Raw genomic sequence first — 23,277 nt, 5'->3', positions numbered from 1 at the left:
CCGGATCATTTTGCCGGCGTCCAGCTGGTATTCTTGCAGACCAAGCCGCTGGCCACACAGCCGCGCGTCGTCAACCCCTTGCTGGCGACCCGCAGCGTCATCGAAAAGGTCAGCTTTCGCTTGGGGTCATATGCGGTCCCCTTCAACGTGCTGTCGGAATTCGGCTTCAGCGTCATGATCAGTTTGTCGCCAACGTCTTCGCCTTTGCTGGTATCACCGATCCACAAATTGGTTGCGCACAGCTTCTGTCCGCATGGGGCAATTCTGACGCGGGCATTGCCGTCGTCTCTCAACCAAACGCCACGGGCATCGGACAGAGCGTCGGCATGCGCGATCGAGCAAACGAGCATAGACGCCACGAATACGGTCTTTCTTTTCATGGGCCAGTTCTCCGCATGAATTATCCGGATCTTACGTCGTGACGTCGGTTACGGATCACCCTTTGCTTGCAAAGCGACCAGACGTGCGCAATGGCGCATAAGCCCGCAGAGCCCGGGTTCACGTCGCTGCCTAGAGTTGGGACTCGATCGGAAGGTGGCGGACCAAGGCCCCAGGATGCGGCGAAAACTCCCTGCTTCTGGTTCTGCGTATAGTTTTGCAGCCTGCCTTCATCGCACCCATGCCAGTGCAGGACGGTGTTCTTGAGTTCAAGGCGATAGATCGCTCAGGTGATATTCCGATTTGAATTGATGGCGGAGTTCAGCGAGTGCCGTCTGCCGGCTGAAGCTCGAAAAGTTTTGAGCCACTTCTGAGCAATCTTTGCGATAATTCGCATAGGCGCCTTGGGCCGCGGCAACATCCGTTGCGGCCAAGGAGTTGGTCTTGCGCCCCATCGCCAACGAGGTCGGACAAAATCGCGCAGTTCCCTCTTTCCGGGGATGAAATAGGAGACACAATTTCCAGACTATTACGCGCCGATTTCACTGACCCCTGCTCTGTAAGCCGGTGCAATTGGATGCCGGGACCATTGGGCCGATTTGACACGCCTTAGCCCGGTCGTGGGCCCTCCTACCGCGCGCCTTCCATCCACAATGCGAGAGCAATCGCCGACCTGAGGAAGGCAAGAGGTTCCCGCGATCGGCAGGCTGTCGGTCGTTTGGCGCGCGACGCACCTGAAAGGCTCCGCTCAATGCGTGCGAGCGGGGCCAGTGCGCCAGGCCAGTCAAGTGTCGTGGGCCGGCCAAAGCTTCAGCGGATGGCGTGCTGATCCCCTGCACAGTGCCCGCATTTGAAACGAGCCGCACGATTTCCATCGCGTCCCAACATGCCGTAGTGTGGATAGATCGCCCCTGTCCGGAGACGTCCATGTGTAACGACTACGAGCAGCATGTCGCTTGGGCCGAATATTGCCGGATGATGGCGTCACTGGCGCTTAAAATCCCGACCCACCAGACCGAACTGGATTTGCCCCGGGCGGACGACATTCGGATCAATGACCCAGGGCCAGTAATGCGCGCCGCTGATGAGACGATCGAACTTGCATCGATGACGTTTGGATTTCCACCAAGCGGACCAAAAAGCGGGCCTGTGTTCAACTTCCGCTCCGAAGGCCGGCAATTCGGAAACAGCAAACGCTGCCTCGTTCCCGCGTCGGGATTCTTCGAATTCACAGGCACCAGATATCCGAGGGCGAAACATCGCTTTACGCTCAACGGCTCTCCGTTCATGGCCATCGCAGGTCTTTGGCGCGAAGCCGTTGGCAACAAGCCACCCGCCTTCACAATGCTGACGACCGATCCGGGGCGGATGTCGCGCCGTATCACAATCGGCAGGTTGTGGTCCTTCAGCCGGAGGATTGGGCCGACTGGATCAATTTGACCAAGCCTGAGGCCAAGCTGTTGCGGCCGCTGCCCGCCGGATCGCTCTCGGCCGAGACCGTTCGCCCCGAAAGCTCGTGACTCAGCTGCGCAGAATCTCTGGCACGCTGAGCGGTCCGAGATCGAGGACTTGCGTGTATTTGCCCGTGCGCCGCCAGACCCCTCGCACCTTTCCATTCTCCCGATCCCGCCTTGGATCGAACCTCAGCCCTTCAAAGTGATCAAGAAACGCCTCCGCGGATGCGGCATCGCTGAAGCGATGGAGCCGATAGGATTCATATCTGCCGTTGGGCCATATCGCCTGAACATGCCGCGTCTGGTGCTTAAGCCCTGGCAGAACGTCGCGATTATGGTGAAGTTCCTGTCGGTGCAAAGGTCATCCGGCAGCGCAACCTGGTGTGGCCAGTCTCGGTCGATGACCGATGGTGTTGGTGAGGCCCGACTGCGTTTGACCACTATTCGAAATGCATCGACTGACCTCGGCGCACTGATCAAGCGCCGAGGTCCCTACTACGCCATATCGGGCAGCGTGCGGATTTTCGTTTCGCTGCGCTGGACTTCAAAATCCAGTCACTCTGATCAGGCGAATGCCTGCATCAGACTGTCTTCGTGACACGCAGAAAGTCGAAATCACATCCGAGCGTGGCAGGCAGCACTGAGCGACGGTAGAGCGCTTGGTAACCCCGCGCCGGGACATCTGCGTCCGGTCGGAATTCGACCTTGCGCCGAGCGAGTTCGGCTTCGTCGACAAGCAGATCGATCCGTTTGTCCCTGGCGGAGAGCCGAATACGATCGCCGTTGCATACAAGTGCGAGAGGACCGCCCAAAGCTGTCTCCGGCGTGACATGCAGCACGATCGTGCCGAAGGCGGTGCCGCTCATCCTCGCATCCGAGATTCGCACCATGTCCTTGACACCCTGACGTGCGAGCTTTTTCGGAATCGGAAGATAGCCGGCTTCCGGCATTCCGGAAGGGCTTTTCGGGCCGGCGTTCTGCAGGACCAGTATGTCGTCGGCGTTCACATCGAGATCGGGATCGTCGATCCTGGCGGCGAGATCATCCAGCGATGAGAACACAACTGCGCGGCCCTCGTGTTCGAGCAGCCCAGGCGTTGCTGCAGCACGCTTCAGCACGGCACCACCCGGCGCGAGTGATCCATTGAGCGCGATAAGTCCGCCCTCCCGCTCAATGGGATCCTCGGCAGAACGGATATAGGTCCGGTCGATCGGGTCGGACAACGGCTTCGCCAGCCGCTCCGCCATCGATTGCCCGGTAATGTCGACCGCATTGAGATCAAGCAGTGGTGCAATCGCGCGCAACACGCCCTCGAGCCCGCCCGCCGTGTGGAAGTCTTCCATGTAACCTTGCCCGACGGGCTTGAGGTTGACCACGACCGGCGTCTCGTCGGAGAGCCTGTTGAAATGGTCGAGATCGACATCGATCCCCAACCGGCCGGCTATTGCGGTCAGATGAATCAGCGCGTTTGTCGAACCTGACACCGCCAGCAGCACCCGCATTGCGTTTTCCACCGAAGCCGCGGTGACGATCTTGTCCGGCGTCTGATTCGAGCCGACGAGCCGCGCGGCAAGCGCGCCGGTCTCCTCAGCAGCCCGCAGCCGGTCGGCATGCACGGCTGGGATGGCCGCCGTATCTGGCAGGCACATGCCGAGCGTCTCGCCGATCAGCGCCATGGTGCTGGCTGTTCCCATCACCGCGCAGGTGCCGGCCGTCACGGCGAGACGTCCCTCGACCTGGTTGATCTCGGCCTCATCGATGGTGCCACCGCGATACTGTCCCCAGAAGCGGCGGCAATCTGTGCAGGCACCTAGCCGTTCGCCTTTGTGCCGCCCAGTCATCATCGGACCTGCCACCAGAAGAACCGCAGGCTTGCCGGCCGAGGCCGCGCCCATCAGCAGCGCCGGCACAGTCTTGTCGCAACCGCCCATCAGGATGACCGAGTCCATCGGCTGGGCGCGGATCATTTCCTCGACATCCATGGCCATTAGATTGCGAAACTGCATGCTGGTCGGACTGAGGAAAACTTCGCCGAGTGAAATCACCGGAAACGGCACCGGCAGGGCGCCGGCAGCGAGCACGCCCCGTTTCACCGCCTCCAGGAGCTCGGGAAAATGGCGGTGGCAGTTATTGAAGCCGCTTTCCGTATAGCAGATGCCGACGATCGGCTTGTCGAGCGACGCGTCGGTGTAGCCCATCGATTTCGCGAAGGAGCGGCGCAGATAGCGGGCAAATTCCCTGTCGCCGTAGTTGGTGAGGCCACCGGTAAGGCCTTCATGCCTGTCGACCATCAGAGGGCACTCCTCACTACCAGCCGGTGCCGGATATATTTCGGCTCGAGATAGTCCATGATTCCGAGCGAGCCGCCTTCCCGGCCGAACCCGCTCTCCTTGATGCCACCGAACGGCGCCTCCGCGGTTGCCAGCATGGTTTCGTTCACGCCAACCATGCCTGCATCGATGCCCTCTGCCGTGAGCGCCGCGAGCGCGTCATCATGCGTAAAGACATAGGAAGCGAGGCCGAAAGGCACGCTGTTGGCGCGACGGATCACGTCGTCGAGCCGGGAGAAACCGGCAATCGGAGCGACCGGCGCAAACGGTTCCTCATGCATGATTCGCGCCTCGTCGGGCACGTCCGTCAATACCGTAGGCTCCAGGAAGTTGCCCTTGTTGAACTGGCTTGGCCGGCGCCCGCCGGTCAGGAGCTTCGCCCCGTGCTTAACGGCGTCCTCGACAAGTCCAAGCGACTGTTCGACCGCGCTAGGGCGGATGAGCGGCCCCATGGTGACGCCTTCCGAAAGTCCGTCGCCCACGACGAGTTTCTCGGCAAACGATTTGAAGGCGTCTTCGAATTCGCGCTTGATCTTCACATGCACATAGAAGCGGCTGGGCGAAATGCACACCTGCCCGCCGTTACGGAATTTCGCTGCGGCAACCCGTTCCGCCGTCGCGACAGGATCGGCGTCCGCATGGATGATCACCGGCGCATGGCCGCCAAGCTCCATCGTGACCTTCTTTATGCCCGCAGCGCAGAGCGACAGGATATGCTTGCCAACCCGGACGGATCCCGTCAGCGAGACTTTGCGGACAACAGGCGAAGCGATCAGTCGTTCGGAGATCGGCCCTGGATCGCCAGTCAGGATCGTCAGGACCCCGGAGGGAAGGCCGGCATCCATCAGCGCCTGTGCGATGGCAAAGCATGCGCCTGGCGCTTCAGACGCCGGCCTCGCAATAACCGAACATCCCGCAGCAAGTGCCGCGGCGATCTTTCGACCCGGGAGCAGAGCAGGAAAATTCCATGCAGACAACGAAAGGCAGACACCGACCGGCTGGTATGTCACCGACATGCGGTCGGTGGCGTTGCGACCCGGGATGATCTGGCCATAGATACGCTTGGCTTCCTCGCCATACCATTCGAACTGGTCGGCCGTGGCGTTGATTTCACCCATCGACTCGGCGAGGGGTTTGCCCGTTTCGGTGCTGATCATCCGGGCGATCGCATCGGCGCGCGTGCGGATCAGCGATGACGCCCTGGCGAGAGTTCGGCCACGCTCCCAGACCGCAACGGCACGCCAGACCCTGAAAGCAGCCTCTGCGCCTGCCAGCGCCGTGTCGATGTCTCCTTGGGCGGCGTTCGGCACGTGACCGACCGGTTCGCCGGTGACGGGGCTGACGACCGCGCGGGTTTCGCCGGAACCGGCGGGCCGCCACCGGTTCTCGATAAAAAGGCCATAGTTCTCATACATGGGGGAAGTTCCTATATCGTCGCCGCCCGGTAGGCTTCTTCGACGTCGGCAACCCAGTTGCCGACGTTCCAGGAACCATGGGCGCCCAGGGAGGCGACCGGATCGTCGCCGAAGTAAACGGGCACATGCACCACGCTCAGTCCACGATAAGCATGTGCCCGCCTCAATGCGTCCAGCAGGCTGTCGGGTGAATTGCCGCCGTCGAGCGCCAGCACGCCTTCAATCGCACCGGCGAACCGGACATAATCGACCGCAACGCTGTCATTGGTGCGGAATTCGCGGCCATACTGGGCAAGCTGCAGGGAGGTGATCGCCGCCATCCGACGATTGTCGAACAGGACGATCGTGGCATGCAGGCCATGTTCGACACCGTCGACCAGGATCTGTGGGTTCATCATGAACGATCCGTCGCCGGTAAAGGCGACTGTGTAACGCGGCTTGTCCGCCACGGCGGCGGCGAGCAATCCCGAGACTGCAAAGCCCATGTAGGACGCACCGCTTTCTGTGATCGTGTCCTCAGGCCGTTCGTCCTCGACGATCTGAAAACCGTTCGCCTGGACATCGCCGGCGTCGAACAGCTTGAGCGCGTCATTGGCCTTGCAAAAATCGGCGACCACTTTGATAGCGCGCGGCTGGGTCAGCACCGGCCGTCCCCAGACTGCGTCGATGATCGGGGCCGCTTCGTAGCGCACCCTCTTGAAGGCCCCCCACCGCCGCTTTTCAGTCAGGCAATCGCCGAGCCAGGCCTGCCGAGCGCGGTCCACCAACAAACCTGCACTTTCGAGGCGCGCCGTCAGCGCTGCGAGAATGGTGCCGATGTCGCCGTGTAGCGCTGTCGTGTTGTTGTAGTGCTGAACGTCGTCGAGATCGGCATTGACGTTGATGACATTGGTGACCCGGGGATAGCCAATTCCGGAGCAGTCGGACTGGCAGACGCCGCGCGAGCCGACGACGACCAGCAGTTCGGCATGCTCCATGGCCCAGTTACCACTGATCGAACCCTTCGACCCGCCAACATGCATGTTCTGCGGATGATCGTCCGGCACGACGCCGGTTGATCCGGGGCTCAGCACGACGGCGGCACCCGAAGCTTCGGCGAAGCGCCGCAGAGCTTCGGCATGGCCGCGGCTGCCGCCACCGGCCTTGACGACAATGCGTGCGGTTGCGCGGATCAACCCCTCGGCTCGGTCGAGCGAGGCCGGCGCGGCCGGGGCCGAAGGGGCGATCGGCGTCACCGCCGGCAGCGTCTCTATCCGGATGTCGACTTCCTTCGGCTGCGTGTTGATCGGCAGCAGCAGGTAGAACGGGCCAGCCTTGAAATCATGGAACACGGTCGCCGCGCCGCGGCGCAAGGCGTCGCGCAGCGCGTCGGGCGTATGCAGCACATAGGAGCGTCCCATCAGCGCGGTGATCCGGCCGAAGAGCATCTGCTCCGGTTTCGGCACCTGCTGCATATTGTAGCCTTCGCCATGTGTCGTCTCGTCACCATAGAGGTGATAGACGCCAATCCCATTCGAGGCGGCAGCGAGCGACCCGGCCATGGCCTGTAATGCGCCGGGCCCGATAGAGGTCACGACGGCCGAGGGTTCGCCATAGGCCCACCGAAGCACGGTGGCGGCATGCGCCATCTCGACCTCGTTGCGGCATTGCCAGACCCTGACAAGTCCATGGATTTCGTAGACACGCAAGGTCTCGGCAAGCGCGGTAGAACCGTGGCCGAAGATGGCAAAATATTTGCTCACCCCTTGCTTGAGAAGGCCGAGCACGAGTGCCTCGCTCAACGTGATCCGGTGAGGTGTCGAGAACAGGCCAGTGGCAAGCGCTTGCTCAAAGCCGCCGGTGGCAGCAATGCGCCCTGCCAGGCGCGCCGCGGAAATATCGGAGCCTGAGTTGGCCTCGGTCTGCAGCACGGCCACCCCCTCACCTGAGCTCGACTGTCTTGCCGGTGCGCGCCGACTCTTCAGCCGCCAGCGCGAACCGGAGCACCTGACGGCCTTCGGCAGCGGTCAGAGAAGGAGCGGTGCCGCTGCGCAACGCCTCGATGAAATGCCGTGTCGAGTGCACGAAGCTCGCTTCCCAGCCGGTTTCCATGCCGTGGAAAGTGCGGAGTTCGCCGTCCCGATAAAGGGCGAGCGGCGGGGGATCGCCAAGGCGGCCGTGACCGCAATTGATCCATATGACGCCCTTGGTGCCGGTGATCTCGACACGATCGTCTTGGGCATAGTGGCGAGTGATGATGTCGAGTTCAGGGGAATAGACTACCTCGAGATTGCCCATGCGGTTGCCGGGGAACCGGAACGAGACCATGGCCGGGGCATCGAAATAGAACCCGTCCGGCCGCTGCGTCTCGCCGATGAAGGCATGCACTTCTTCCGGATTGCCCATGAAGTGCCAGGCGAGCGCGAACTTGTGATGGCCGTCGTCGAACACCAGCGGCCCACCGCCAGACTGCGACCGCTCCTGCCGCCAGGCGTCCGCCGCATGCGGGACGTTCCAGGCTGTCTGCGACCGGCCGGGATTGCTCTTGATACGGATGGTGAGCGGGGTGCCGATCGCGCCTTCATCCACGAGCGACTTCGCCTTCATCACGGGAGGATAGAAGATGAAATTTTCGAACACCTTGACCGGTGCGCGGGCGTTCGCGGCAGCCTCCACCACTTTATCCGCTTCGGCGAGATCGACACACATCGGCTTCTGCAGCGACACGACCTTTCCCGCCTCGATCGCCGCAAGCGTCACCGAGCAATGCAGGTGGTGCGGCAGCAGGATTTCGACCAAATCGATCTCCGGATCGGCCAGGATGGTCCTGTAATCTTCGACGATCCGTGCATTCTCGACGCCCCAGGCTGATGCCCGGCTTCTGGCCGATTCCGTATCCCGATCGCAGAGCGCGACGATCTCCGCGTGCGGGTTCTGGCAATATTCGATTGCGTGCAGGTCGGAAATCCGGCCCGTGCCGATCATGGCCACGCGCAAGCGGTCATAAAACATTCAATACCCCAGGTTTGATCTTGTCGATTTGTGCCAACACGGTCTGGCCGAGTTCGGCGAAACGAATATCGTCGATACGTGCGGTGGGACCGGACACGCCAATCGCCGCCACCATCTGTCCACGCGTGTTGTAGATCGGCACGGCGGCGCAACGTATGCCGAGCGTGTATTCCTCATCATCAAGCGCAAAGCCTCGCTTACGGGTCGAGGCGACCTCGGCATTCAGCGCAAGCTGGGTAACGATCGATTTTGGCGTGTGCTGCTCTAACTTTGACGGCGGATTTGCACCCCCAAAGGCGAGAAACGCCTTACCCAGGGCGGTGCAGTGCAGTGGCGCAAGGGAGCCGATCGGATGGTCAACCTTCAACGGCAGCGGCGAGGCGATCTGGTCGATATACCAGACGCGGCTGCCAACCAGCACGGCTACATGGGCGCATTCGCGGGTTTCCTCGACGAGCGCGGCCAGCGCCGGACGCAGTCGATCGCGAACGTCGATGATGTCCTCGAGGGAAGGCGACGAATCGGTCGCCACCTTGGCCGAGGCCTGGTAGCGCCGACCCTCGACCTGGTCGGCATAGCCGCTCGCCACCAGGGTCTGAAGCAGATGCGAGGCGTTGGATTTGTCGACGCCAAGCGCCGAAGCAAGCTCGGTCAACCTGACCGGTCCGCCTTGGGCGACCAGGTAGTCGAGGGCTTCCAATCCACGTGCCAATGATTTCAGCAATCTCATTTTTCGTCTCGCGATCCTTTGTTGCCATAGCCTTGTTTAACATACGCAAACCGTAAGTTAAACATAGGGCAACAAATAATCGATAACCGCTCCATACGAGGACGATAATTCAGAAAAAATAGCCGTATGCAACACTTTTTATTGACAGCATGGCGGATCCCTGACTTTTATATCCTCGTGCAATGCACACAGTTTAACATTGTCAAACTTTGGGGTTTGGCGATCCGAGGGAGGAACAGATGTTCAAAACAACACGACGCGCCTTGATGGTCTCGGTGCTGGGGTCCGGCCTCATGGCTGCGCTGCCGGTTCAGCAGGTCTTTGCAGGCGGCGAAGTCACCATCAGCCACTATTTCACCGGCGATCTCGGCCTCGACGGCCTCAAGCAGATCTTCGCCGAATTCAACAAGGAAACCGGCATCACGGTGAAGGACAGCCCGATCGGACACGAAGACTTCAAGACCGGCATCCTGGTGCGGGCAGCCGGTGGCAACCTGCCCGACGTGTTCAGCTACTGGGCGGGCGCAAAGACACAGTTCATCATCAATTCGAAGAGCCTGCATCCGATCGACGACATGTGGAAGGCTGCCAATCTCGACGCGATTGTCGCCAAGCCGGTCGCCGACGGCGCAACCCTCTATAACGGCCACCGTTACCTGATCCCGTTTGGCTATCACTATGCCGGCATCTTCTACAACAAGAAGATCCTGCAGAAGGCCGGTATCACCGAAATGCCGAAGACCTGGGACGAGTTCAAGGCGATGTGCGACAAGCTGAAGGCAGCCGGCGTCACGCCGATCGCGCTCGGCTCGAAGAACCGCTGGCCGGCGCAGTTCTGGTTCGACTACCTGCTGCTCAGGACCGCCGGACCGGATTATCGCGCAAAGCTCATGGCCGGCACCGCCTCCTATACCGATCCGGAAGTCGCGCAGGCCATGGAACTCTGGAAGCAGTTGCTGGAAGCCGGCGACTTCACCAAGACTCCCAACGCCTATGACTGGACGGACGCCGCCGACCAGGTGCAACGCGGTGATGCCGCGATGACCCTGATGGGCACCTGGATCACCGGCTACTGGAACACCAACAAGTTCACCGATGCCGACTATGACTTCTTCGAGTTCCCAACCGTCAAGGATGGTGTTCCGCGCGCTGCCGTCGGTCCGGTCGACGGCCTGGTGATCGCGGCGAATGCCAAGAACATGGAGGGAGCCGAGAAGCTCCTCGCATTCATGATCTCCAAGCCCGACGTTCAGGCGAAGTGGGCCTCGATCCAAGGAGCCCTGTCGGCCAACGAGAAGGTCGATCCCAAGACCTACACCCCAGTGATGCAGCACGCGCTCGATGTCGTGAAGCATGCACCGGCCTTCGCCTTCAATTACGACCTTGCCACGCCTCCGGCGGTCTCTGAAGTGGGCCTTTCAATGTTCTCCCAGTTTCTTGACAATCCTGGCGACGTCAAGTCGATGCTCGACCAGACGCAAACTGCCGCGGCCGCTGCATTCAAGCAGTAAGCGACCGTCCCGTCATGAGGGGCCGGCCGATTCGATGATATCGGCCGGCACCGACCGTTGAAGGAAGATGAATTTGGAGAAGGACAAGACGCTGTGGCGGGTGGCGATGCTGATCCCACCGCTTGCCGTGTTCGGGATCCTCGTGGTCTGGCCACTGTTCAGCTCGTTCTATTACAGCATCACCAACTGGAACGGTTTCAGCGCCGACTATCGGTATGTGGGATTCGACAACTTCCTGCAGATCTTCCACGATCCGCTTTTCACGAGAGCGGCGGTGAACACCGTGATCTGGATGCTGGCTGCCGTGATCGTGCCGACGGGCCTTGGCCTTGTCCTGGCCCTGCTGATCGACTCGCAGGTTCCCGGCGCTTCGGTATTCAAGTCGATCTTCTATCTACCGATCTGCCTTTCGGCGATTGTCGTGGGACAGATCTGGGTATGGATTTACCAACCGGACTGGGGCCTGCTCAATACGGCGATCAGCTTAGTCACCGGCGGCAACAGCCATTTCGCCTGGCTCGCCAAGCCCGGGACAGCCCTTTACGCGGTGATTGCAGCCTGGTCCTGGCAGCAGACAGGCCTCGCCATGGTGATTTTCCTTGCCGGCCTGACCGCCATTCCGGCTGATCTCATCGAGGTCTGCCATATCGAAGGCGCCAGCTCCGGTCAGCGCATCCGGCAAGTCGTCCTGCCGCTGCTGCGCCCGGCCACCGTGGTGGTGGTGGCACTCGGCCTCATCAACTCGCTAAAGGGCTTCGACATCCTCTACATCATGACCGGCGGCGGCCCTTTCAACAGCTCCGACACGCTCGCCATGCATATGTATAACGAGTCCTTCAAGAAATATCACATGGGCTACGGCAGTGCGATTTCAGTCGTCCTGTTCCTCATCGCGCTCGCTATCATCTTCGCCTATTTCCGCCAGTTGAGGAAAGTCGACGAAATCTATGAATGATCGCTTTGCCTCCGCCGCCATGCCCTCCTTCAACCCGTGGCAAGCGGCAATCTTCGTATGTCTGACAGTGCTCGCGCTGCTCTTCCTTGCCCCGACGATCGGCGTGCTCCTATCGTCGCTGAAGACCACCGAGGACATTGCTCTCGGCAAACTCTGGAGCTTCCCGACCAGCCTCTATCTCGACAACTTCAGGACCGTGCTCGCCGACCCGGCGATCCACACCTATTTCCTGAACACGCTGCTGATCGCCGTCCCGGCGACAGCAGGCTCTATCGTGCTCGGAATCCTCTCCGGCTACGTCTTCGCGAAGCTGCCGTTCCGCGGCAGCGACGTCCTGTTCCTGGCGATCGTTGCCGGCATGTTCTTCCCGCCGCAAGTGATCTTGATCCCGCTCTTCCGCCTCTTCAACGGACTTGGCCTGCTCGACACGCTCTGGCCGATGATCTTCGTGCACATCGCCATGGGCATCCCGATCTGCACGCTGATGATGCGCAACTTCTTCGCCACCGTGCCGGCGGCGCTGCGGGAAGCCGCCATCATTGAAGGCGCCAGCGAATGGCAGGTGTTGACCAAGGTCGCCCTGCCACTCAGCCTGCCGGCGCTGGCGGTGCTGTCGACACTACAGTTCACCTGGATCTGGAACGACTTCCTTTGGCCGCTGATCTTCACGCAATCCGACGACAAGCGCACGATCATGCTCGGCCTGGTCTTCCTGCAGGGGCAATACAGCGTCGCCTGGGGCATCCAAGGCGCATTGTCGCTGATAGCCAGCTTGCCGACTCTGATCGTTTTCCTTTTCTTCCAGCGCTATTTCATAAAAGGCATGACCATGGGCGCCGTCAAAGGCTGACCCGGAAAGATCGCATGAGCACTCTTACTCTCAAGAACATCCGTAAATCCTTCGGCGATGTCCACATCATCAAAGGTATCGAACTCGACATCCAGTCGGGCGAGTTTGTCGTCTTCGTAGGACCGTCAGGCTGCGGCAAGTCCACGCTGCTGCGCATGATCTCGGGCCTGGAGACGACGAGTTCTGGCATAATCTCGATCCGCGACCGTGATGTCACCCATGTCCCGCCGGCGCGGCGCGGCATCGCCATGGTATTCCAGTCCTATGCGCTTTTCCCCCATATGAGCGTCGCCGACAACATCACCTTCGGTCTTCGATTGGCGCATGCCGGCAAAGATGAAATTACAAAAAAGCTCGCCGAGGTCGCCGATATCCTGCAGCTGACGCCGCTTCTCGATCGCCGGCCCAAGCAACTGTCAGGCGGGCAGCGCCAGCGCGTCGCGATCGGTCGCGCGATCATCCGCAACCCGGACGTGTTCCTGTTCGACGAGCCGCTCTCCAACCTCGATGCGGCACTTCGCGTGCAGATGCGGCTCGAGATCGCAAGCCTACACCAGCGCCTGAAGGCGACGATGATCTACGTGACCCATGACCAGGTCGAGGCGATGACGCTGGCGGACCGGATCGTGGTTCTGAATGAAGGCCGCATCGAACAGGTCGGGGCGCCGATAGACCTCTATGAACACCCTGCAAATCGCTTCGTCGCCCAGTTTATCGGTTCGCCGAAGATGAATTTCCTCGCTGCAAAGATAGACGTCGTCGAAGGGCGGCAGATGGCGGTGGCCGATGGCATGGCCATGCAACTCAGCGACGAAGTGCCGGCTCAGCCGGGAGAGGACATAACGGTCGGCATCCGGCCCGAAAGTCTGGCCATCGGCGGCGAAGGTCGGCAGATTTGCCAGGCAAGGATTGCGGTCGTCGAGCGGCTTGGAAGCGAGACCATCGCCTATGCTGGCGTCGATGGCCAGGAAGAACTGTTGTCGATCAAGCTGCCGGCCAATCCGCAGGTCCGTCCCGGCGACCTCGTGCCCGTAACCATGATTGGACAGCGTGTCCACGTCTTCGGACGAGACGGGATCTCCATACGATCGCAAATCTAGAACTTTGCAGGCCATCCCCGGGAGCGCTTGCTGATGATCGCCTTAGCGTTGAGGGTGTGACGGCTGCCTCGGCCAAGAGTCGAAGCGCTCAAGAGTTTTATAGCGTCATTGATCACATTGCAGAATTTCCGGCGAGAATTGTCCCCATTTTACAACCAAGCCACTGAACTAAGATACGTCAAGCTTTTGAGGCTGTGATTACATAGGCGCAAGCTCGGCCGGACGAGGCTCGCCGGCTCAGTCCTGCTTACCGCCGCACTCTTTCCCTAGCCCTGAACGCTTTGACCTAGAACAAATTCCGGTTAACCTCGAAAATGGCGACGGGAGGGTTTGATTGTGGATCGGAATGGCGTCCGGTCAGAGCTGGGCCGTTTAATGAAGCGCTCGTCAGGAATCGGCGGATCGCATTGGGTCGCTGCCTTGCCCTGCTGATGGCGTTACTTAGCAGCGGTGGTCATCATCGGCGGTTTTGGGGTCACTATTGGCGGACCGGTAGCCCTCCACGCACATCGCGACTGGTTCGGTTCTGATAAAAAGCCCGCCGCCCGTGAGGCAGCGGGCGCTAATTCGGGAGGACGGAGCCCCCTTTGCCCGTGAATTAACGTACGCCCAGCTTCCCTGGATAATAAGCTCGCGCAGGTTGAAGCTCTGCATATTCGAGCTGCGTGACTTTTCTGCCACAAGACAAGGCCCGCCACCGGCGGCAGCGGGCAAAGACGTGCCGAGATCACAGGTTCGCGATCCGCGGGATGAATGGGGTTTCCAAAAGCGTTTCGGTCTTAGTTCGTCGGGTGCTCCTGCCCCCGGACGATCAAACGCTTTGGGAGAAAAACCATGAAACATCGCCTCATCCCGATAGTGCTCGGCTTTCTCGTAACCTCCGCTGGCACGGCTTTGGCTGCCAATGTCCACACCGTAACAGGTACGACAGGTCAGCCGAGCCAAACGATTGGAACCCCCGAAACAGGAAGTGCCACCCCTGGCCACGCCAGTTCTGCTCCGGGCTCAGCCTTCAATCCCAGTGGGAATGCAGGAACACGCTACGCGGGCGAGCAGCCGCAGAACTCAAAGAATCCGAAGAGCGTATCCCAATACGACGTTGCCGGCTTCCAGCAGTCCCATAACCATTAAGCGACGGCCGCAGTCTGCAACGACAAGGCCCGCCACCGTGAAGCGACGGGCCAAAGCCTTCCCCGGCTCGGAACCGGTTGGGCCGGGGGGGCGCCCGTGAGCTTGATGCAACAAATATCATCATATCACGTTGAGGCTCGTTCGAGATGGAGCTTCAAAGATGGATCCGGCAACTGCTGTTGTGATGGTTTTGCTTTCTTGCAGTCCCGGCCATGCTGTCTGCACACCGTTCGAACCGTCATCGGCCATGTTCGTATCCCTTGCTGAATGCCAAATAGCCTTGGCCAACAGGCTCGCAGATGCCCCCAAAGGGGAAATCGTCGGAAGATGTCGCTCGGTCGATCCGTCCGCTACCGGTTCCCTTCCTGCCGGGTATAGGACGGTTGTCGTCACGCGCGGCACAGGGGCGGATGCGGTGAGCAGTCAGTATATCGTCCTGCACAAGGAATAAGCCCGTCATCGTGAGTCGGGATTGCTTCGCCGTCTGGCATCCAAATTTCGATTGGCCCGATCCTTCCCGTGGTGAGGAGAAGCATCGAAAAATATGGCAGACGGAAGGTTTTGGGGCGCCGGGCTGAGACGCGCGGGCAAAGGATGGCCACCGCGCGCGCTGAATATCTCGATGTAGACCTCGGAAAGAAGGATTTTGGATTGGCGCGAGACAATTCTGATGACGTGAAGACTAGCTTCAGTGTCTTACGGGCCACCTTTGCCCATAAGTTCTGATTCGGCCGGCGCCTACCCGAGCCCCCGCCCAAAAGGGCGTCGGCCACCAAGATTTGGTTGTGGTGTTAACCACTTGCACCGACAACACGGAGCCAAATTCCAAGTGACGGGTTAATGGGTATGGAAAATCACCAGCACAGATTTTACTGTCAAATTGAAACCGGTGGAACGTGGGGTGTTTGGGACAGCACCGTTAACAAGCCGGCACGGCTGGGAGGCGGCGACCTTCTCCATTGTACATCGCAGCGGGCTGAAGCCGCCAAGGGTGTTCTGTCGAGGATCTACGGCAACTGCCTGGATGCCGTTGCTGTTCGCGCGTCCAGGAAAGCGCACTAACGCTTCTCCGGTTTCGGCGTAATTGTCTCGACCCGCGCCTTGTCCCCGATTTCTTTCGCCAAAGCCAGCGCCTTGTTCTTGTCGCTCGTCGTGAGTACCAGCGCGCCAGTGCGGCTTCTCGAAGACACCGACGACGTAGGTTGTGACGGCTTGTGCTCCACCTTTTGCTGCATCGTTCATCATACTGATCAGTCCCGCTTATATTAGCAGAGGTGTATATATTCGCCAGCCGGGCGCGCGCCCTTCCTCAAGGCCCCGCCGGTCAGGCCCAGCGGCCTCCCGCTGCCAGTGCCCCCCTAGCAAGCCGCTGGGCCGTTGCCTAAATCTCTCGATTGGCGCTTTCGTACGTTGGCCTCCAGTCGATTGCGCTCCCGCTGGTGGCTCTCATAGTCAGGAATGACGGTGAAGAACACCGGCCAGCGATCGCGGCCCGCGGCATTGCATCTCGAGCAGCCAAATAGCCCGACGAGATCCTGATGCATCGAACCGTGATCAGGCCCGAGCCGGTTCACCAGCGCTTTAAAGTCCAGCTTGGTGGACTTGCAGCACATCGGGTGCCCGCAGTTGACATACATCGTTTCACGGGCGGCCAGAGTGTCGGCGAGGGTCTTGAGAGGCATGGCGATCTCCGTTTTGAGGGGTTCGCCGCAACGGGAGGATTATATTCCTCGCCACGATCTCGATGGCAAGCCGGCTTGCACGCCATCGCATGCTGCGCGATGCTGACGCAGGGGAAACGGAGAGGATCACTGTCCGATCTGTCAAGAAAGCAATCCGCCGTCGAAGCGCTAAGAACGGGCTTCGAGGCCCAGAAGTCGGTTTCAGGGCACATTACCCAGGCAGCCGCAACAACATGATCGCCCGAAATATCCTTCATTGGGATTTTGGGCTATTTTTCCGATGCGCTGACATCTTACAGCCTCGGCGAACAGACGCGTGACCGTCTGATAGCGCATGGCAGGCAAGACGCAGTCACACCCTAACCAACACGATCACGCTGACGGAAAGCCGCGCTGGCGCCCGCCTATTTCCCAGCCGCGATGCATGGTTGGCCCCCTTTGGGGAGAGCCGGGCCGCGTGCACTTGAACCGGCCCGACACAAAGGGCGTAGTGGCAAATGGACACCTACTTTAGCGGGTGCTAAATACGGCGAGCGGCATTACCCCCTAAAACAATGCCGTGGTGGCCGACGCGAGCAATGTTGTCTCACCGGCATTCGCGTCGGTCATCTTTCAGTCCTGCGCGCGTACTTGCCGACCGCTCTCCTGCAGCGCCGAAGCGTCCTGCCGCCCCACCTGTAGCTAGCCGCCACTTCCCCTACCTGCCCACATATTTTCTCGATATCGGCGTCGCCAGGCCCTTCTTTCCAGGGCGTCCAGTCGCGGCCAGGGCGCTCGGTAAGTTGGCTGTGTCGCATTTGGCCTCCGTCGTTCGTCCGGGGTCGACCGGTTAAAAACCGACCATGTTTGTTTACCCGCTGGAAATTAACCAAAGCGTCCAATGACAAAACTATCACTCCGACGTTAAAGCCAACGAAAATCAGGGAAGCGTAAGCACTATATCTAAATCGTACCTCGATGGCAGCTGGTTGCGTCGGGACTCCTAATGGGGCCGACGGCCGACACCTTTGACTCAGATGAAACCCGGTCGATGTGCCCGAAGATAGGCTTTCTCGAATGGAGGCTTTCGAGTTGCACGAGCCTACATTTTAGATTTGCCAGCCCGGTAAACATCCAGCGGCATAGCGCATTTCGGTCCGGCAGCCATGGGGCCGAGTACTAACCGTCCGCTACTGGGCTGTCCAAGATGAAAGCGGACACACAACCATCGGATGCCATGGTCTGGAATGAGGCGCATTTCTGCCGTGCGGGTATAAGTCCTCCGGATCACCGTAGCCGGTCTGCCAGCCGACGTCGCCAACGACCATGGCAAGTCCGAAGGCCACCCGACCTTCACGGGAGCGCTGTCGAACGGGCCGCCGGGTTGCCCTCAAGCATCGTCGCCAAACGGCGTCCGCGGCAGCAGCGAGCCGGGGGGTAACTCGAGCTCGCCGGGAACACAATGTTCAGCCAATGCGTTTCGATCCTGCAAGGGACGACTTTTATTGGAGGCTGAACATGCGCAGCTTCGAAATGGTAGATCTGCTTTACGTGGTCGAGGCCTGTAAGCACGATCGAGCGGTCGGAAATTTTGTTTCAATGGCTGAAGGCGTGGAAGAGTTGCGGGTGCTGACGGGAGACTTCGTGTCGCCGGACGACGTGGTGGCAAACGCCCTTTGCACGGTCGCGCTTGCACGAGGTTGCCCAGTTTTATTCGACGAACAGGCGGGCGCTGAAATTCAGCTTTGACGTCCTGATAGCTAAACTCCAGGCCTTGCCCAGCACATGGCGACCTCCGCAAACGGCGAAAGCCGCTCAGTTTCCGTCCGGCCCGCCCTCCACCCGGACTTCAAGCGGCTCTAGGCTGACCGGGCAAGCGTGGACCGTACCGTCGACAAAGACAGCTGCCTGCCCTTCTGCCAAGTCGCGACGTAGTGATAGAGCGCGGATGGTTCAACTGGCTTTATTCCCAAGTGAAACGCCGCGTATTCACGCGCGATGATTTCATTGGTTATCGAAACACCGAGACCAGCCGAAACGTATCCGGCTTCGTGACCGTTGCAATCGAATTCCACCAGTATGTCCGGCTCAACGCCGGCGAAGCGCAACGCATTGAAGTTCATTTGGCGGGCGGCGAACTGGGGATCGATATCGACGATCGTTTCGCCTGCCAGGTCTTGCGCCTCAATACAGCTCTGTTTTGAGAAGCGATGGTCGGGATGGAAGATGCATACGTTGCTTGCCGACCCAAGCGGCGCCCATTCAAACAGACTTGGGTCCAGCGGCAGTCTCGAGATTCCAAGATCTGCCCGCCCAGCCAGGATGATTGTGATTTTTCGTGGAATGAGGACCCTGTTTGAGGGGTGATTTTCGTCCAAACCTTTTCGCGAAAATGCGGGGTCCAGATTCCACGGTCATTGACAGGCCATCGCCGCGACCTGTGTCGATCTGATCTCCGTGGGTTGGTTAACTCACAGCGCGCCGATCCTCGATATGAGTCTGGACTACAGTGAGTTTTGACCGTTGGGACTGACCATCTCCACTCGACGAGCTCCGCCAGATTCAAGAGGGCCCATGCCGCGATGCCCCCTTCAACGACGTGCTGTTCCAGATCGTTGACCGCCAGAATTTCGATCCCAACAAGGTCCAGCTCAGCCGGCTTCTCAGCATCAAGACCGCCGCGGTCCCCCAGTCGCCGGACCACGGGTCAGACCTCAGTCAGCAGAGTTGCTCAGGCAACGGGTATCGCTTGGAGGGGGTGGCGTGTCTGATGTCGATAAGAGGTCAGAGCCAGCAGATACGTTGGCCTGGAGGATGGCGCCCCCCTCTATCGGATTACGCCTATCGGGCGAATTGAATGCAAGGCGAGACGCGCTCACTATCCAATCTTCCGAGGCCCAGCACATTCAACGCATGCTGATCTTGCTATCGGATTGTTTGCCGAAAACCCGTCTTCCCCCCGAAGCAGCTCGGCAAGCAAAGGCGGACCCGTGTCCCCCGGGTCCGCCTTTCGCCTGATGGGGTTCCAACATGTCTCACAGCTGGCCAGGCAAAAGCTGCGCGGGCGCGACGCCCCCGGCCCTCGCCTGGGCCCTAACAGGCCTCAGTGATTTCTAGCGCGATGGGCGTCATGTCCTTGACCCTTGATGCGGTGCGGTTCCAGTTCGCCGCCTTCCCCGTCACTGCTGCCAACGATATCGCCCGCGGGCCAAGAGCGGAATCCGGACCATGCTCGGCCTAATCACCCCGTCTTCTTCGCGAAAGCCCAGACCATCAGCGGGTATTCCTCGTCGTTGCTCAAATCGCGCCAGAGGCCGTAGGCGCGGACCGGGCCGCCGATGTGGGCCTTGGCGCAAGCCTTGTTGCCCCAGCCGTGGACCTTGACGTTGGCTTCGGGGAAGCCGCCCTCGACCATCAGCTGCTTCAGGCCGGCGGGCGTCCACCTAGTATAGTCGTGCGGCCTGGCGTGGACCCGAAACAGGAACGGCGTCGCCACCATCGCCCAGCCGCCGGGCCGTGTCATGGCATGGATATTCTGCGCCGCCGCGAGCGGCCGCTGCACGTGTTCCAGCACCTGGTCGGCGATGACGATGGAATACTGCTCTTCGGTGCGGTCCCTGCAGATGTCGAAGTCGGGGAATTCGACCGACCTGTAGTTGGGGCACATTGCCCGCCAAGTGCGGTTCCAGCCGGGAGAGATCTCGATCACGTCGGAGGCCTTGCGGTTACCCGCTTCGAGAAAGACCGTGAACGCCTCGATCTGGCGGATGCGCAGCCAGTTGCGGGAATCGTAGCCAAGCAGGCGCTTGGCCACCTGTCTTCCGCGGTTTTTCAGGGTGCCAGCAAGGCTTGTCGTCGTCACTTCGACCTCCTTCGAGGCCCACCGCGTCATCCTTATAGCATCGTGAAATGGGCAAAAGATGACGACGATGCGATGCTTTGCGTCGGCGCCTGCTGCCTTGCAACGATGCCGCGACTGGCGCCGCCATCCTGCTACGTCCCCTTCTCCCGCGAGAGAAAGGGACGATGGGTCGCCTCTGCCTAATAATCGCCGTTGTAATAGCGGTCGTCGCAAGGAGCGGTATAGATGCGGCCGTAGCGGTCCTGGTATCGGCAGAGCTGCTGGCCACGGCGCTGCGGGGTCGTGGCTGAACCAACGACGGCGCCGAGCAGCGCTCCGCTGGCCGCACCGATGACCGTGCTCTTGGTGTTGCCGCCGATGGCCTGGCCAACGAGGGCGCCGCCGGCGCCGCCGATCAGCGCGCCCGTGGTTGCCCGCTGCTGGCCTTCGGTCTGCGACTGGCAGCCTGCAAGCGCGGCCGCTAGAAGTACGCCGGCTATGGCTTTGTGAAAGGTCATGTGAGTCTCCCTTAAACGTCTGAAATCCCTATCGATCGTCCCGTGCGGCCGCAATGCGGCGGAACGGGGGCATGCGTGCTCACATTATGAGACATGGTTTCTCGCTGGTTGAACCAACCGCTTGGCCCACGGAAGAGGACTTCGAAAAAGCGGCCCATTCGACACAAACTGTTGGCAAAACCGTAAGCAAACGTCAGGCCCGATGTCGCTAAGCTTTCGGCCCTGCAAGGCGCGAGAAAAGCGATGGCCAAAAATTCGGATTTTCCAAGGGCCGCGGCGTCCCGGCCCAGGTTCCGAGCTGCCCAGTATCTGCGCATGTCGAAAGAACACCAGACCTACTCGATCGATAACCAGAAAGATGCCATCCGCAACTATGCCGATATAATGGGCTACGAGATCATCGCCACTTACGAGGACGCGGGTCGCAGTGGCCTTAAGTTGGACGGGCGCCTTGGCCGCTTTCTCAGGGGGCGATCCCCCGGCAGGCCCAAGCGACATTCGCAGAGGGGCGCGGGACGTCGCTTGACCCTGGTAGGCGTCGCACCGATGCCCTTGGTTCTCGCTAGCCGCGATATCGGTGGGCGAACAGTTGGTCCTGCGGGAGCGGCCGGCGCCTTCATTGGGGTGGTTGGGCGAAGGCGCCGGCCTACCGGGGCGCATCGTTGGGGCAACGCGCTCCGACTTCAATAGAGATCTGCTTTTTCGAAAGGCCCCGAATCCCAATCCTCAAGTCAAGGTGAGCAGCTAGTCGCCAATCGAAGGTACACGCCCCATCGTCGATATCACCGCGATCTATATCGATGGCGGCGATCGCATCGCGCTTCATCCGCTCTAGCTGAGGCGCCTTGGACGGCGACCAGACCTGAGGTCCATCCGAATACGCCCCAGCATGTTGTCGCCCATGGGTCGGATGCACCAACAAGCGGATCCGTGCGGGGGCTACTCGTCCTAAACGCTCGCAAAGGTGCGTGAGCCCCGAAGCGTCAACCGTCCGCGGTGACCCTACGTGTCAGATGTTGCCGTCCGTTGATTTTCAAACTCCCACTCGGCCTCAATATCGAGCACGCATTTATGCATGTCGGTTTCGAGAAAACACTTACATGGGTTGGTCTTCCGGGCATGGAATCGCCCACTGAGTATGCGGCCGCCGTTTAGATGTATCCCATTGCGGAGAGGCCCCGCGCCGCTGCGACCAAAAGAAGGATGGCAAACCAATTCAGCGGCATGGTCGAAGCAGGAAAATGAGTTGATCTTGTCGGGCGTGAGATGGACGATCGGCTTCAACGCCCCTCTTCCATCAAGGGAAGATGTAAGCAGGGTCAAACTCCGCCAGCTCCCGCAACCGCTGTGGCTGAAGTATCTCCAAATGATGTTTGTGAAGGGTGATCAACCCGTCCTTGCGCATCTGCTGCAGGACACGGTTGAGGTGAACCCCGCTCATTCCCGTGGCATCGGCCAGGACCTCATGGGTCAATGGCAGATCGAAGGAATGATCGCCAACGAGATCGACGCGGCGAAGGCGGGCATGCAGCTCGCAAAAGAGATGTGCCAGATGAGTCGTTTTCTCGTGCCGCCCCATATATGCCAGCCAAACTCGCAAGGTTGCCTGTTCGACTAAGGCGATGCTTATGAAAGCTTTTGCGAGGTTGGGATGGCGAGCTATCGCCGCAGTGACCGCCTGCCGGTTCAGAACCGTAACCACGGCCGGGGTCAGTGCGGCCACACGTCCAACAGAACCCTGCCCCAGTGCCGACAAGTCACACAAATCGCCGACGATGAGAAAATCGGTAATCTGCCGGGATCCGTCCTTGAACGAAACGGACCGGGCGGCCCAGCCCCCCGACATTACATGAAGCTCTGGAGTATCCTCATCGGAGTCAAAGATGGTCTCGCCGCGGCTGTAATTCCTTGTGCTCGTCATCGTTCTCGCCAAAGCATCTCGCTCGGCGTCGCCCAACGGTATCCTGCGCATTCGCTTAACCAAAGCGTCCAATGACAAAACTATCACTCCGACGTTAAAGCCAACGAAAATCAGGGAAGCGTAAGCACTATGTCTAAATCGTACCTCGACGGCAGCTGGTTGCGTCGGGACTCCTATTAGAGCCGACGGCCGACACCCTTGACGCAGATCAAACCCCGATCAATGTGCCCGAAGATAGGCTTTTTCAAATGGAGGCTTTCGAGTTGCACGAGCCTACATTTGGATTTGCCAGCCCGGTAAAACATCCAGTGGCATAGTGAAAACGCGACGCCCTGCGAGCTCACTTTCGAAATGGGCCTTGCTGGCGACCTCAGCGGTGCTGCCGCGATTGCAGCGATTGCAGAGGGTCAAGTGCGGTTCAGATCGGGCGAGCCCGTCTGTGCCATCATCTGCTGCGCCGGACCGGAAGCGATTCCAGGATGATCTGACTG

General features: G+C 60.1%; 21 protein-coding genes and 2 pseudogenes. 10 read left to right on the top strand and 13 right to left on the bottom strand.

Annotation, left to right across the window (positions count from 1 at the left end; all coding sequences use genetic code 11):
* Nucleotides 1-5: 5 nt before the first annotated feature.
* The gene (locus tag BLS48_RS30095; protein ID WP_244529966.1) at nt 6-380 is read right to left on the bottom strand and encodes a DUF2147 domain-containing protein; all 375 of its coding nucleotides are present in this window, start codon (nt 378-380) and stop codon (nt 6-8) included.
* 925 nt (nt 381-1,305) lie between these two features.
* On the opposite strand from BLS48_RS30095, the pseudogene BLS48_RS30085 reads away from it, so the two are divergent.
* Nucleotides 1,306-1,898 (top strand): annotated as a pseudogene (locus tag BLS48_RS30085) (SOS response-associated peptidase).
* A 49-nt stretch (nt 1,899-1,947) separates the two neighbouring features.
* Complete coding sequence (locus BLS48_RS35300) at nt 1,948-2,430, top strand: hypothetical protein (RefSeq protein WP_143019546.1); 483 nt, start codon at nt 1,948-1,950, stop codon at nt 2,428-2,430.
* Here BLS48_RS35300 and BLS48_RS30080 read toward each other — a convergent pair.
* The 5 genes from BLS48_RS30080 to BLS48_RS30060 are packed head-to-tail and all read right to left on the bottom strand — an operon-like array spanning nt 2,414 to nt 9,298.
* Nucleotides 2,414-4,123 (bottom strand): dihydroxy-acid dehydratase, encoded by a 1,710-nt coding sequence (locus BLS48_RS30080; RefSeq protein ID WP_091585670.1) that lies wholly within the window; start codon nt 4,121-4,123, stop codon nt 2,414-2,416. The two genes, BLS48_RS35300 and BLS48_RS30080, sit on opposite strands and share 17 nt — an antisense overlap.
* Nucleotides 4,123-5,577: an NAD-dependent succinate-semialdehyde dehydrogenase gene (locus tag BLS48_RS30075; protein WP_091585668.1), complete on the bottom strand. Its 1,455-nt coding sequence runs from the start codon at nt 5,575-5,577 to the stop codon at nt 4,123-4,125. Before BLS48_RS30075 ends, BLS48_RS30080 begins: the two co-directional genes overlap by 1 nt.
* A gap of 11 nt (nt 5,578-5,588) precedes the next feature.
* On the bottom strand, nt 5,589-7,487 hold the full coding sequence (locus BLS48_RS30070; protein ID WP_208604694.1) for a thiamine pyrophosphate-binding protein: 1,899 nt from the start codon (nt 7,485-7,487) through the stop codon (nt 5,589-5,591).
* Between the two features lie 10 nt (nt 7,488-7,497).
* Nucleotides 7,498-8,568: a Gfo/Idh/MocA family protein gene (locus tag BLS48_RS30065; protein ID WP_091585666.1), complete on the bottom strand. Its 1,071-nt coding sequence runs from the start codon at nt 8,566-8,568 to the stop codon at nt 7,498-7,500.
* Complete coding sequence (locus tag BLS48_RS30060) at nt 8,558-9,298, bottom strand: IclR family transcriptional regulator (RefSeq protein ID WP_091585664.1); 741 nt, start codon at nt 9,296-9,298, stop codon at nt 8,558-8,560. Before BLS48_RS30060 ends, BLS48_RS30065 begins: the two co-directional genes overlap by 11 nt.
* A 239-nt stretch (nt 9,299-9,537) precedes the next feature.
* Between BLS48_RS30060 and BLS48_RS30055 the strand changes: the two genes are divergently transcribed.
* From BLS48_RS30055 to BLS48_RS30035, 5 genes are all read left to right on the top strand, one after another.
* Nucleotides 9,538-10,809, top strand: a complete 1,272-nt coding sequence (locus BLS48_RS30055) for an ABC transporter substrate-binding protein (protein WP_091585662.1) — start codon at nt 9,538-9,540, stop codon at nt 10,807-10,809.
* A 67-nt stretch (nt 10,810-10,876) separates the two neighbouring features.
* Nucleotides 10,877-11,764 carry a carbohydrate ABC transporter permease gene (locus tag BLS48_RS30050; RefSeq protein WP_208604693.1) on the top strand — a complete coding sequence of 296 codons (888 nt, stop codon included), beginning with the start codon at nt 10,877-10,879 and terminating at the stop codon, nt 11,762-11,764.
* The gene (locus BLS48_RS30045) at nt 11,757-12,614 is read left to right on the top strand and encodes a carbohydrate ABC transporter permease (protein WP_091585660.1); all 858 of its coding nucleotides are present in this window, start codon (nt 11,757-11,759) and stop codon (nt 12,612-12,614) included. Before BLS48_RS30050 ends, BLS48_RS30045 begins: the two co-directional genes overlap by 8 nt.
* 14 nt (nt 12,615-12,628) lie before the next feature.
* Nucleotides 12,629-13,714, top strand: coding sequence for an ABC transporter ATP-binding protein (locus BLS48_RS30040; protein ID WP_091585658.1), 1,086 nt, complete (start codon nt 12,629-12,631; stop codon nt 13,712-13,714).
* 834 nt (nt 13,715-14,548) lie between these two features.
* Entirely contained in the window at nt 14,549-14,845 is a 297-nt protein-coding gene (locus BLS48_RS30035) for an adenylate cyclase (RefSeq protein WP_208604692.1), read from the top strand.
* Between the two features lie 837 nt (nt 14,846-15,682).
* Here BLS48_RS30035 and BLS48_RS36385 read toward each other — a convergent pair.
* Nucleotides 15,683-16,087 (bottom strand): hypothetical protein, encoded by a 405-nt coding sequence (locus BLS48_RS36385; RefSeq protein ID WP_244529965.1) that lies wholly within the window; start codon nt 16,085-16,087, stop codon nt 15,683-15,685.
* Nucleotides 16,088-16,203: 116 nt separating this feature from the next.
* On the bottom strand, nt 16,204-16,527 hold the full coding sequence (locus tag BLS48_RS30015; RefSeq protein ID WP_091585652.1) for a hypothetical protein: 324 nt from the start codon (nt 16,525-16,527) through the stop codon (nt 16,204-16,206).
* Between the two features lie 1,497 nt (nt 16,528-18,024).
* Between BLS48_RS30015 and BLS48_RS30010 the strand changes: the two genes are divergently transcribed.
* Nucleotides 18,025-18,255, top strand: coding sequence for a hypothetical protein (locus tag BLS48_RS30010; protein WP_091585728.1), 231 nt, complete (start codon nt 18,025-18,027; stop codon nt 18,253-18,255).
* Nucleotides 18,256-18,365: 110 nt separating this feature from the next.
* Here the strand turns inward: BLS48_RS30010 and BLS48_RS30005 are convergent, their stop codons facing one another.
* Nucleotides 18,366-18,884 carry a LysR family transcriptional regulator substrate-binding protein gene (locus tag BLS48_RS30005; RefSeq protein ID WP_244529964.1) on the bottom strand — a complete coding sequence of 173 codons (519 nt, stop codon included), beginning with the start codon at nt 18,882-18,884 and terminating at the stop codon, nt 18,366-18,368.
* A 46-nt stretch (nt 18,885-18,930) separates the two neighbouring features.
* On the opposite strand from BLS48_RS30005, the pseudogene BLS48_RS35295 reads away from it, so the two are divergent.
* A pseudogene (locus BLS48_RS35295) lies at nt 18,931-19,026 on the top strand (carboxylating nicotinate-nucleotide diphosphorylase); the annotation flags it as partial.
* Between the two features lie 721 nt (nt 19,027-19,747).
* Here the strand turns inward: BLS48_RS35295 and BLS48_RS29995 are convergent.
* Both BLS48_RS29995 and BLS48_RS29990 read right to left on the bottom strand, forming a co-directional pair.
* Nucleotides 19,748-20,398: a class I SAM-dependent methyltransferase gene (locus BLS48_RS29995; protein WP_091585649.1), complete on the bottom strand. Its 651-nt coding sequence runs from the start codon at nt 20,396-20,398 to the stop codon at nt 19,748-19,750.
* Between the two features lie 149 nt (nt 20,399-20,547).
* Nucleotides 20,548-20,865, bottom strand: coding sequence for a YMGG-like glycine zipper-containing protein (locus tag BLS48_RS29990; RefSeq protein ID WP_091585647.1), 318 nt, complete (start codon nt 20,863-20,865; stop codon nt 20,548-20,550).
* Between the two features lie 243 nt (nt 20,866-21,108).
* Between BLS48_RS29990 and BLS48_RS36865 the strand changes: the two genes are divergently transcribed.
* Nucleotides 21,109-21,555, top strand: a complete 447-nt coding sequence (locus tag BLS48_RS36865) for a recombinase family protein (protein WP_425284753.1) — start codon at nt 21,109-21,111, stop codon at nt 21,553-21,555.
* A gap of 312 nt (nt 21,556-21,867) precedes the next feature.
* Here the strand turns inward: BLS48_RS36865 and BLS48_RS35290 are convergent, their stop codons facing one another.
* Complete coding sequence (locus tag BLS48_RS35290) at nt 21,868-22,149, bottom strand: hypothetical protein (RefSeq protein ID WP_143019545.1); 282 nt, start codon at nt 22,147-22,149, stop codon at nt 21,868-21,870.
* A gap of 13 nt (nt 22,150-22,162) precedes the next feature.
* Nucleotides 22,163-22,822 carry a Crp/Fnr family transcriptional regulator gene (locus BLS48_RS29980; protein ID WP_167365301.1) on the bottom strand — a complete coding sequence of 220 codons (660 nt, stop codon included), beginning with the start codon at nt 22,820-22,822 and terminating at the stop codon, nt 22,163-22,165.
* Between the last annotated feature and the right edge of the window lie 455 nt (nt 22,823-23,277).

This window comes from Mesorhizobium qingshengii (assembly GCF_900103325.1).
Taxonomy (GTDB): Bacteria; Pseudomonadota; Alphaproteobacteria; order Rhizobiales; family Rhizobiaceae; genus Mesorhizobium; species Mesorhizobium qingshengii.
Note: the sequence above shows the minus strand (reverse complement) of the source record. Positions and strands in the feature narration are given on the sequence as shown.